We start from the raw sequence: 11,844 nt of genomic DNA, 5'->3' as shown, positions 1-11,844 counted from the left end.
TGATAATTCATACCTTTTGCAACTTCAACAAAGTTATCTATTGTCTTTATATCTGGGATATTTCCTCTATATAGACGGTAATAAGCACATCTTCCTTCATGACTACTATAGATTGAAGCTAAAGCAAAATGCTTTAGCTCTTGATCTTGCTTTCCTTTAGATACTTCAACATCAGAAAGACTATCTGAATAGGAGCTAAAGGTTGTTCCGTCAAAAGCACAAAAGCAATCTTCCTTCTTAGTTGAAGCATTTGAATCTCTTAAATACTTGAAAAAGTTATTAACATCCTGTTCTGTAATACTTGATAATAATCTACTACTAGAACAAGATGGTATGTTTTTTACATAGGGATAAGTAAAAATTCTACCCACACAAAGCCATGAAGAACCTTTTTATCTGTATTCTTTTATAAACGCTAAACCTAGTGGTATCTTTTATAAACTAGAAAAAATTCTAGTTTTAGCACTTAAAGCGCCAGTTACATTTAAACATAGAGATTAATATTCATTTAAAGACCGTAATTGAGTTTTTTTATTAATTTCACCTATTAGGTGCAAGTTGGTACTTAAAAAATAAATAGTTTCCAATAAGAATAATTTAGTACTCATAATAAAATTCTTAATTAAAAATTTTACCTGGATTCAGTATCCTTTTGGGGTCAAAAACCTGTTTTATTTCCTTCATTAAGGAAATCTGATCTTGACCAAGAAGATCTAAAAGATATTGTTTCTTATCAAAACCAATACCATGTTCTCCACTTATAAGTCCACCATATTCAGCTGCTCTATTATACATTAATTTAAAAATTATCTCTTTTTTAGTCTTCCAACTGACATCTTCAAGATTATCCTTACAAAGATAAATATGAAGATTCCCATCACCGGCATGGCCAAAACTTGGAATACGTAAATTATAATCTTTTGCTATCTCATGAGTATAAAGAATAAAATCAGCAATTCTACTACGAGGTACAACCACATCGCATTCATCCATTTCGGAAGTAGAACTTTTTATTGCTTCTAAAAAAGCTCCTCTGGATTGCCATACATTATCCTTTCTTTCCTCTGTATCAACGATAAAAACATCTAGAGAGCCCTCTTTAAGACATAAATCCGATACAGTTGAAAGCTCGTATTTAACTTGATTTGGTTCACCATCAAAACTAAGAAGAAGATAAGCTTCTGAGGCATGTGTTGGGAATTTTTTCCCAAGATAATTTTCTGCCGCTTCAATGGTTTCTTTTGACATATACTCTATGGCAACAGGAAGAACCTGAGTTAATATTATTTTAGGAACTGTCGAAATAGCCTCTTTCATAGTGTTAAAGGGAACAAGAATGCTTACATTAAAACTTGGTTTTGGAATAATTTTTAGTATTGCTTCAGTAACAATCGCAAGGGTTCCTTCACTTCCAATAATAAGATCTTTAAGACTAAATCCACTACTATTTTTGACTACTTTACCACCTAAATTCATTATTTTTCCATCTGAAAGTACTATCGTTAACCCTCGAACATAATCTCGAGTAACTCCATACTTAACCGCACGCATTCCTCCAGCATTGGTCGAGATATTTCCTCCAATTGTAGCAGATTTTTCTCCTGGATCAGGGGGATATAAGAAACCCTCATCTTCAACAAAAGCTGCCAAATCCATCAGAAGCACACCTGGTTGAACTTTTAAAGTTAAATTATCTCGATCAAGTTCCAGTATCTTGTTCATTAAGCTTAAATCAAGCATTATTCCACCATAAAGGCAAACAGAACCACCAACTAACCCCGTTCCTGAACCTCTTATAACAACTGGGATACTGTTGGAATTGGCATATCCCATTGTTTTTGAAACTTCTTCTACCGTTTGTGCTTTTAATAGAATTTCAGGTTTCTTCCAAACACTACCAAGTTCATCATGATAATAATCTTCACTAATTTGATTATCAACAAAAATTCGTTCTTTAAATATTTTCGTGAAAAACGCAATATCTCTATCATTTATTTTATTGTACATTTTTAAAATCCTCAATTTTTTCGATTAAGTTAGTTATTATTTCATAAAGATCTCCAACAAAACTATAATTTGCAACATCAAAAACCTGAGCATTCGGATCAGAATTAATTGCAATTATACACTCGCTTCCCTTTGCCCCAGCTACAAACTGAACAGACCCAGAAATGCCAATTGTAATTAATAATTTTGGTTTTACTGTTCTTCCTGAAAGGCCTATCTGTTGTTTTGCATTGAACCATCCATTTTCCATTAAAGGACGAGTACAGGCAATTTGAGCACCAAGAAGTTTACAAAGTTTTTCGATAATTAAGATATCGCTTTTTTTCTTTATTCCTCTACCACAAGCGACAATTCTATCGGCCTCACTAATATCCCTATCAATAGGTCTTTCAATAATGTTTTTGATAATTGCCCGACTTATAAGTTTTGATTTTTCAATTTCTAAGTGTTCTATTACTTTGTTTTCTGCTTCTCTCTTTTTCCCTTTATCAAAGATTTTGTATCTAACAGTACACATTTGAGGTCTTTTATTTGGAGTCACAATACGTGCCATAATATTTCCGCCAAAGGCAGGACGTATTTGAACTAGGTCAGTATTTTTTTTCATTTCTAACGCTGTACAATCTGCGGTTAACCCAGTCTTAAAGTGTGCTGCCACTCTTGGAGCAAGTGATCTTCCAATATTAGTAGCTCCTACCAACACTGCAGTAGGTCTATATTTAATAATAAAATCTTCAAATACCGATGAATAAGGTTCAATTAGGAAATTCTCTAATTCATCTGCTTCATAAGAGAATACTCTATCAGCTCCATAGGAAAATAAATCTTCTGCATTTTTAGCAATGCTTTTACCTATCATCAGTGCATAAACTGGTTGATTTATTACAATGGCTAGCTCTGAAGCCTTATTTAATAGTTCAAAGGTTACTTGGTGAATTTTTTCTTTTGTTTGTTCAACAAAGACTAGAATCCCTGAATAAGAAGACTTATCTACAGTAGTTTTCTTTTCATCAACAAACTCTATTGCACCATTTGAATTTTTCACGCAAAGCTTACATAGCTTACATCCTGCGCCTATTTCCAATTTACAGTTTTCATAGAAAATTTGCTCAAATGGACATATTTCCATTAAAGTTTTCGCAAGATTTTCATCGATTTTGACCTGGTGTATAACAAATCCCATCACTAACTCCTATATAAGAGACTTCTTATCAATAAGAAGATCATAAATTTTTGAACTCAACTCAAGTGAATTTCCTTCAAATATAATTCTATCTGTTTTTTTTTCAGGGGGAAATATTTTTTCAACCTGAGTAGCTGATCCATCCAGTCCATAATGTTCTTTGTCTTGATCTTCCATGTCCTTAATGCTAAAAAATTTTACATCCATTGGAGTTTTCATACGTTTGTAAGAAGGCAGCCTTGGTGTATTAATTCCATCATCCAAACAGATTACGCAAGGTAATTTTATTTCTTCCGTTATAAATAAATTACCTTGATTACAATCAACTAAAATACACCCAGAATCTTTTCCTTTAAATGAGACAACATTTGTTAGACTAGGAAGATCAAGATGCTCTGCAATTTCTACTCCTACCTGGGCTGTATCACCATCAGTAGTTTGTTTTCCACATAAAATTATATCATAATCACCACATTTATTTATGGCTTGAGATAATGCATAACTTGTAGAAAGTACATCGGATCCGGCAAAAGCTCTATCACTAACAACAAACCCATAGTCACACCCCATTGAAATTGATTCCTCAATAGCAATTTTTGCCTGTGGAGGTCCCATAGTTAAAGTAAATACTTTACCACCATATTTATCTTTCAATAGTAAAGCTGTTTCTATTGAAAATAAATCATAAGGATTTAGTTTGTTATTATCCTTTGTTCTTATAAGTGTTCCGTTAACAGGATCAATTTGGACATTATTTGACCCAGGAACTTGTTTTACACATACCAAAATATTCAAAAAGTGCTCCTTTAGATTATCTTTGTAGACTTCAATCTTTGCTTGAAAAGGCCCTATAGTAAGGGTTTTCACCCGGCCACCCGTTTTTGCAGCAAGGACCAAGGCTTACTATAGTGAAAACAAATCAAAAGGATTCAATTTGCTTTCTACCCCCATTCCGCTTCAGTACCCCAGTTACAGAATCAACTTAAACATTGATTGTTCTAGGAACCTGTTTGATACACACAAGAATGTTCATCAAATTCTCCCCCTTAAAAATCGTAAACATTAAAGACTCAAAAAATTAATATCTTGCTAATTTTTTACATTCAAAATAAGTGTTTCTGGATTTTCTACAAGAACTATCTTGGCATTATCACCTTGGGTTGCATTTGCAAAAGAAAGGGCAGCCGCAAGGGTTGAAAAATACTGCAAATCCAGTTGTGAAATATCTTTTTCGTCAAGGCCTGAAGAAACAATACAAAGATGGCATGCTATACAACTTTCTAAGAGACACTGAACAGCCCATTGTCCTTCAAAGGGTTTCTGATCCTTTAAACTTTCCAGAGCCGCAAAAGAAGAGGAAAAAAGCTTAAGAGTATTAAAAGAATCGGTACCAAGCCCTTCCTTACATTCAGCAAAGATAATAAGCGTTCCGCCTCGCTTGAGAATAGGTCGCTCAGTACCAAGCACTGTGTTGCAAGCAAACAACGAATGATACAAACTGATTTTACCAACATCTCCACCATATACTATGGCAATATCTGCAACATAAGGAAGCTCACGTCGAGCTGTCTTAGAATAAAAATCTACTATTTGGCGATGAGCTAAAATATAGTGTCCTGCTGTTGCAAAAACAATTTCATGTTTTGAATTAAGCATAACATTAATAATAAAGGGATTAATATATCCAGCAGCTTCTTCCATTTCCCTTCTTGTTGCACTCTGTTCAATATTTCCTAAAATACCCTTTGGATATTTGATGTTCTCGAACGAATGGTTTGCCAGAATGGTCTCTTTATTCGATACTCCTGGCAACAGGCTCTTCGCTCCTCCGGAGAAACCAGCAAAGGCATGAGATTTTACCATTCCTATGGTTATTACATAATCAACATCTAAGACCCTTTTGTTGAAATATATTTTTTTTCCATTAGCAAGAACACCAACTTGTCGATAGCTTTGTTCATTATAAGCGTCGTTATCAGCGACATCATATGAATAAAATATCACATCTCCAAGTATAATTTTCTTTTCATCAATTGTCGTGGGTCTATGCAAACCTGTGGCTATAGTAATAGTGATATGATCTTTTCTCACACCAGCTGTCAATAATTTTTTTAACACAAGTGGTAATATCTTTGCCGTTGGAGTTGGTCTCGTTGCATCATCAACAATGATTGCAATAGTTGATAGACCATTCACGGCTTGTTGAATAGGAATTCTACCAAAAGGATTATCCAAAACATTAAGTAGAGCCTCATTGCTCAATGGGGTTTCGTCTTCAGAAATTATAGGTTTCACAACCCCCATGCAACATTCATCAGAAATATAAATCGTATCCGTCATACTACCTGAAAAAATTCGGTAATCCATAAAAAGCCCCCTTAATTTCCAAGGCCAAACAAGGTTGGCAACCAGAGAGATATACTAGGAATAAATGTTGTAAGGATCAAAATCACTAGACTTGACAATAAAAACGGTATCATTGACTTAACCAACTTTTCCATTGGGAGGCCACTAATGATGGTTCCGGTAAAGAGTGCAGGACCGTAAGGTGGCGTGATAAGTCCGATGATTAAGGCAAAACCTAAAACGACCCCAAAATGAACTGGATTAATTCCAACTCGTATAGCAATTGGAAATAATATTGGTGAAAGAATCATTATAGCTGGCAAACTATCCATTACCATTCCCCACATGAGCAGAAAGATTAAGACTAACCCTAATATTATATATTTATTTGTTGTCAAAGCAAGAAGCAAGTCACCAAGCATTTGAGGAATTTGTTCTATAGACAATATATAACCAAAAATATTAGAGGCACCAGCAAGCAAAAGAATACTAGCAGAAATAATTGCAGTATCAGAAAGCAATTTTCTAACCTGAAAAAATTTCAAAGTTTTCAGAGAAAAAACAAATAGAAGAATAATTCCATAAGCAACTGCTACGGCAGAAGCTTCTGTGGGTGTAAACTTTCCACTAAGGATTCCACCTATAATAATAATAGGCATTATTAAAAAAGGAATAGCAGAAATAAATGCTTTAAAAATTTGGAATTTAGTCACTTTAAACGGTGAAATAGGAAAATGACGAATTTTTGCTATAATGAATATAATCATCATCTGCGAACCTCCAACCAAGAGTCCAGGGATGGCTGAACCAAGAAGCAAGGCACCTATGGAAGTCCCTGTAGTAGCTCCAATTAAAACCATCATGATACTGGGAGGAATAAGAGGACCTTGTATTGATGATGAAATAGTCAAGGCTGTACTGAAATCTCGTTTATAGCCACCCTTCTCCATCATATCAATTTCCATGATTCCAAGCCCAGCAACATCAGCTATTGCTGATCCAGAACAACCTCCAAAAAGCATACTTGCCAAAACGTTAACATATGCCAACCCACCTTGAAATCGCCCCACCATTGCATTCGTAAAATTCAATAACTTTTCTGTTGTTCCTGACAGTACCATAAGATTGGCAGCCATAGTAAAAAAAGGAATTGCCATCAATGTGAAAGAATCAATCCCAGTAAACAATCTAAGGGACAATAGGTCCAGAGGCTTCCCGCTAGCCAATAAATAAGAAGCACTACTGAGAATCATTGAAAAAGAAAGTGGAATACCCAAAAACATTCCAACTACAAAAATTACCAACATAATAAATAAACTGATTGACATATCTCTACCTCCGATATTGTACTAAATAGACTCTATAAAAGTTCACGCTAAATACTTTTTCAAACTTATGATTTTCGCTTTCAAATCAAATAAAATCTGAATAATCATACAAATACAACCAAAAGGGATTGAGAAATATACCCAGGAATATCTCACACGTAGTGCTGCAGAATATCCTACAGGGCCACTAGTCATCATACTAATACCACTGATAATCACAAAAATTAGCACTGTTATCAAAATAATATCAATACATAACTTCCAGATAGCCAGAACCTTTTCCGGCCATTTTTCTATGATAAATGTCAACGCAGGGTGTTTCCCTTCCTTAAAAGCAAGGACACTGCCGAAGAACACCATATATATCATAAGGAATCGCGATAATTCATCACACCAAAATAATGGAGACGCCAATATATATCTTGTTATCACCCCAAGCATTACAACAACAAACATAGCCAACAATAATATATTTGTAATCCCGTAAATTATTCTGATGAATAGATTTTGCTTTTCAAATTCTTTCATATTCATACCTTTAAAAATTAGTGGAATAAAACATATAACATTGTTACTGTATCATTCCACCAATAATTGTTCACATCTTTTGTATTACATCAAAGCCTCAGCCTGAAGTTGTCTATCAGTTTTATCAACTGCATTATAAAAATTACTAACAAAATCCTTTCCATATTTCTGTTCCATCCAAGCACGTACAGCAGGTACTGAAGCTTGTACAAAAGCTTCTCTTTCTTGCTCGTTAGGTACATAAATATTAACATTCTTTGTTTTCAAAGTCTGCATTCCCACAACATCAAGTATTTGACCAACTCCATTGTAAGCAAGGACAGCATTACGATCAGCTTCATAAACAGCAATCTTCAAGTCATCTGGCAAAGCTTGATACCAAGCATCATTTATCAAAGTTGCACCTATTCCTAAAACATGTTGGGTTACAGTCACGTATTTTTGAACTTCATAAAACTTCTGGGCTACAATATTTTGTATGGTATTTTCTTCACCATCAATCACATTCGTCTGAAGGCTGGTATAGAGTTCAGCAAACGGAATGGGAGTTGCAGATGCACCAAAAGCCTCAATCATTTTCATATGAGGAACGATTTGCATGGTTCGTATCTTCATACCTTTCATGTCCGCAGGAGAATGAATCGGACGTTTATTATTTGTCATGTTTCGAAAACCAAAGGGTGTAACATCCAATAATCTGATTCCAGTCGCTTTTCTACATTCTTCGGCAAGTTTAATCATAAAAGGTGAATTTTTCACATCAAGAAATCTTCTCCCCTCTTCACGAGTCTTGAATATATATGGTGCATCAAGAATTCCAAGTTTGGGGAAATAAAGGGAAGCTAGAACTCCAGAACTTATATTACAAGCTTCTATTGTTCCCTTGGCAACCTGTTCAGTTGAAGAATTTTGGTCTCCTAATTGAGCTGCAGGGTAAAGTTCAACTTTAATTCTTCCAGCTGACAATCTTTCAAGATCATTCTTGAATACATTTGCATATGCACTTGTTGATTGTCTAAGAGGATCGGCAGGGTCTGACCAACTGAACCTAAGCAAATACTCAGCTTTTGGTTTGGCAGTAGGCACTGCAACTGGTGTATTTAATGTAACAGGATCTACAACGGACTGTTTTTCATCATTACCATTAGCAAAAAGAGGCACTAACAATGTAATCAACATAAAGCAAATTACCCAACTTCTTTTTCTCATATTTTTCTCCTTTTATTCCTCATATCATTTTGGACATGATATAATTACCACTAATATTCCTCATATCATTTTGGACATGAAAGAATTCCACTATCTCTAATAAAAATTTTAGCACTGATCGATCAAACACTTCCGAATGGTCTTTATCAATTCCTTATCGGTAATATGCAAATGTCGTGAAAGATAATCAATGATACTATCAAGATTCGATTCGGTAAAGTTTATTCCAAGGTCAGCGAAACATACAGGAGCGCCAATTGAAGTTGCATAAGACTTGAAAGCATTAATTTCTTCCTTCTCTCTTCCGTTCAATTGCATTTGTGCAGGAATTCCACACCCAACAATTTCTCCATGAAAAAAATTCTTACGTTGCGACTTGAATAAAGTAGTAACACAATCATACATCGCATGTGCAAGTGCTAACTGCTTTCCTCCACTTGCAAGATTTGATACCAAACCAGTCAAAATAATGCTTAGGCAGATAACTTCTTCAAGGTTTTTATCACTTTTTTTTCGTTTTACTGACTCAATGGCAGCAGGTCCCTGTTCTATCAAGGCTTTCCAGGTAAACTCAGATACAGCATACCCCATAGAGAATAAAATATTCTTCTCAATGTCTACTTCGTTTTTCAAAGAGAAATAGACCTCGGGCCTTTTAGCTAAAGCATCAATAATGCCAGATGCTAACAACCGTTCCGGTGCATTGGCAATAACATCTGTATCAATGATAACTGTTGGAACTTCACCTTTTATGAACGAAGGGCCTAAACAAGATCCAGTATCATCATAAATAACACAGAGAGGTACCGTTGATGCACAAGTTGAAGCCACCGAAGGAACAGTGATACATGGAATATCAAGTTTATTTGCAGCCCACTTTGAAGCATCAACACAAGAACCTCCACCAATTCCAACAATTACTTCAGCTGAAAATAATCTGGCTTGCTCTGCAATTTTACAGGCAGTAGAATCAGTACAATATCCACTAAAATGCATGTATTCAAATTGACAACCACTGCCAAAAAAACTCGCTACAACAGGTTTTTCAAGGTTTTTCCAAGTTTTTGTTCCAGCTACAACAAGAACTTTTTTTCCAAATTTTTCTGCCTCAGAACCAATCATGGTCAAAGCACCGGAAGCAATAAAAACATTTCCTGCTCCCAACAAAACCGACTTTCTGTCAATCATTCTTACTCCTTTTAGCCAATTAAATTCACAGACTTCTATGAACCTATATCTTTCCTGCTTTTCTTAATTCCAATTTCATTACTTCTAATTCTTCTTTAGTAGGTGGCACTAATGGAAGTCTTGATTCTCCCAAATCAATACCAGTAATCATAGAAATTGCATGACGCATAATAGGGTTTGGTAAAATTCTTCCATTCTGTCCTGCGGCTTTACACACTCTATACATTGGAATAAAATGTTTTTTTGCTTCATCTGGATTGCCTTTTTGATATGAATCAAAAATTGCACGAATTTCATCACCAAAAATATGAGCATTTCCACTAACTACCCCCATAGCACCCTGAATGATAGTAGGAAGTAACATAATATCATCACCATTATAAACCAAGAAATCAGGATCAATATCTTTTGTTATCAAGAAGAAATCGGTAATCTGAGTTGGATTAATTCCAGCTTCATCTTTAACTCCAATAATATTCTTAATAGATGCAAGTCTACCTACAGTTTCTGGTTCCAAATTAATACCAACAAAAATCGGTATGTTATAAAGAATTACATCACATGATGTACTTTCTGCAACTTTTTTAAAGTGCTGATAAACACCTTCTTGAGTAGGCTTATTATAGAAAGGTACAACTACCATAACTGTATCATAACCAATTTCTTCAGCTTCTTTAGTTAAAGCAATAGTTTCACAAGTTGAAGCACAACCAACTCCAGCAATAACAGGAACTCTCCCTTCAGCTGTTTCAAAAGCTACTTTCATTAATTTTACTCTTTCGGCAAAAGTAAGTAATGAAGCCTCTCCTGTTGTACCTGTAACAATTAATGAATCACAACATTTGTGAGAAATAAGATACTCTACTAATTTTGCATAAGTCTCGTAATTTACTTCTTCATTCTTTTTGTAAGGCGTAATCATTGGAATCAAAATTTTTCCAAATTTTTCTCTTTTAGTCATTGTTTTCTCCTTAATTTATTGACTGTTGTCAGACAATTTTATTATTTTAAATATAATTTTCAAACTAAAAATACAGCAATAGTTAACTATTTGAAAAATATTAATTAAAATTGTCCATTGACAGACAATAGATTAACATAGAGATTTTGATTTGTCAATTTTTAATTTAACTTTTTTCATAACCCAAAAATTATTGAATTGCAAAGGTAACTACATTTATTTATTTTTCTTTTGTTTCAGTTAATATTACAAACTAGCTAGTTACATTTAGTATAGCAAACTGATTTCTGCTTAAATAAGTTTATTCTAAATATAAGATTTATATATTACCACATACACTTAATACTTTAAAGTAAAAGTTTCCCATTTTTTAGGACTATAGAATCTGTTCTAAAAGCATAGTATTTCGACCAATTCACAAATTTTATAATGGAATAATGCTCATATTTTTTGTTTATCTCAGCAATAGCCCCATTTTGGGCTATTTTATTGTCATTTTCTTATACTAAAAGTTACAAAATTATATAAGATAATTCTTGATATATAGTCCAGTTTATTATATACGTTAATTTCCCTAATTTCGCTCAGTTCTAATACCAAAATCCCTAATATTAGCTATTATAACCTATTTTTATCATACCTATGCAAGTAAGTATTATAAATAACACCTCTTTTGATACTGCACGGCTATAAGTATTTTTTAACATATTATTTTAAAAAATTAAAGATAATTAAAAGGAACTTTAAGTTTTTTAAATACGTTATTGATAATGAGTTATGAGCATCTAATTAGTATAAAAAAAATGGAAAAATGGAAAATTTGAATAGCCTACTGACCGGTAATTAGGAATTTAACGTATATAAAGTGGTCTTTATTTCAAGAACACTTTAATAAAAATATCAAATATCAAATATAATAAAAAATAAAAAATAAAAAATAAAAAATAAAAAACAAAAAAAGAGATGAATCATTATTAGCTCATCTCTTATTAATGTAATTAATGAATATTAATTTTTATTTAGAGATCTTGCTTCTAAGTAATATCTTTTTTCATTAGCCTCTCCCATTGAAAAAGTCTTTCTAGGTAGAGCTT

General features: G+C 33.6%; 10 protein-coding genes. All 10 read right to left on the bottom strand.

The genetic code is table 11. From position 1 onward, the window contains the following. Positions 1-371, bottom strand: a 371-nt coding sequence (locus JJD95_RS17630; protein ID WP_291644419.1) for a hypothetical protein, incomplete at its 3' end; no start/stop codon positions are given. Positions 372-618: 247 nt separating this feature from the next. Next, the gene (locus tag JJD95_RS17625) at positions 619-2,007 is read right to left on the bottom strand and encodes an FAD-linked oxidase C-terminal domain-containing protein (protein WP_291644417.1); all 1,389 of its coding nucleotides are present in this window, start codon (positions 2,005-2,007) and stop codon (positions 619-621) included. Then, complete coding sequence (locus JJD95_RS17620) at positions 1,997-3,190, bottom strand: electron transfer flavoprotein subunit alpha/FixB family protein (protein ID WP_291644415.1); 1,194 nt, start codon at positions 3,188-3,190, stop codon at positions 1,997-1,999. Before JJD95_RS17620 ends, JJD95_RS17625 begins: the two co-directional genes overlap by 11 nt. 9 nt (positions 3,191-3,199) lie before the next feature. Then, on the bottom strand, positions 3,200-4,057 hold the full coding sequence (locus JJD95_RS17615) for an electron transfer flavoprotein subunit beta (protein WP_367114843.1): 858 nt from the start codon (positions 4,055-4,057) through the stop codon (positions 3,200-3,202). Positions 4,058-4,279: 222 nt separating this feature from the next. Then, a complete protein-coding gene (larA, locus tag JJD95_RS17610) occupies positions 4,280-5,557 on the bottom strand; it encodes a nickel-dependent lactate racemase (RefSeq protein WP_291644413.1) in 1,278 nt (425 codons plus the stop codon). 11 nt (positions 5,558-5,568) lie between these two features. Continuing rightward, positions 5,569-6,864, bottom strand: coding sequence for a TRAP transporter large permease (locus JJD95_RS17605; protein ID WP_291644411.1), 1,296 nt, complete (start codon positions 6,862-6,864; stop codon positions 5,569-5,571). Between the two features lie 42 nt (positions 6,865-6,906). Then, positions 6,907-7,392 (bottom strand): TRAP transporter small permease, encoded by a 486-nt coding sequence (locus JJD95_RS17600; protein ID WP_291644404.1) that lies wholly within the window; start codon positions 7,390-7,392, stop codon positions 6,907-6,909. 84 nt (positions 7,393-7,476) lie between these two features. Then, positions 7,477-8,601: a TRAP transporter substrate-binding protein gene (locus tag JJD95_RS17595; RefSeq protein ID WP_291644402.1), complete on the bottom strand. Its 1,125-nt coding sequence runs from the start codon at positions 8,599-8,601 to the stop codon at positions 7,477-7,479. Between the two features lie 108 nt (positions 8,602-8,709). Continuing rightward, positions 8,710-9,789 carry an iron-containing alcohol dehydrogenase family protein gene (locus tag JJD95_RS17590; RefSeq protein WP_291644400.1) on the bottom strand — a complete coding sequence of 360 codons (1,080 nt, stop codon included), beginning with the start codon at positions 9,787-9,789 and terminating at the stop codon, positions 8,710-8,712. Between the two features lie 43 nt (positions 9,790-9,832). Then, a complete protein-coding gene (dapA, locus tag JJD95_RS17585; protein WP_291644398.1) occupies positions 9,833-10,750 on the bottom strand; it encodes a 4-hydroxy-tetrahydrodipicolinate synthase in 918 nt (305 codons plus the stop codon). Positions 10,751-11,844: the final 1,094 nt, after the last annotated feature.

The sequence above is a fragment of the Clostridium sp. genome (genome assembly GCF_016650035.1).
Classification (GTDB): domain Bacteria; phylum Bacillota; class Clostridia; order Clostridiales; family Clostridiaceae; genus Clostridium_AD.
The sequence above is the reverse complement of the archived record's forward strand: the minus strand, read 5'-3'. Positions and strand labels throughout refer to the sequence as shown.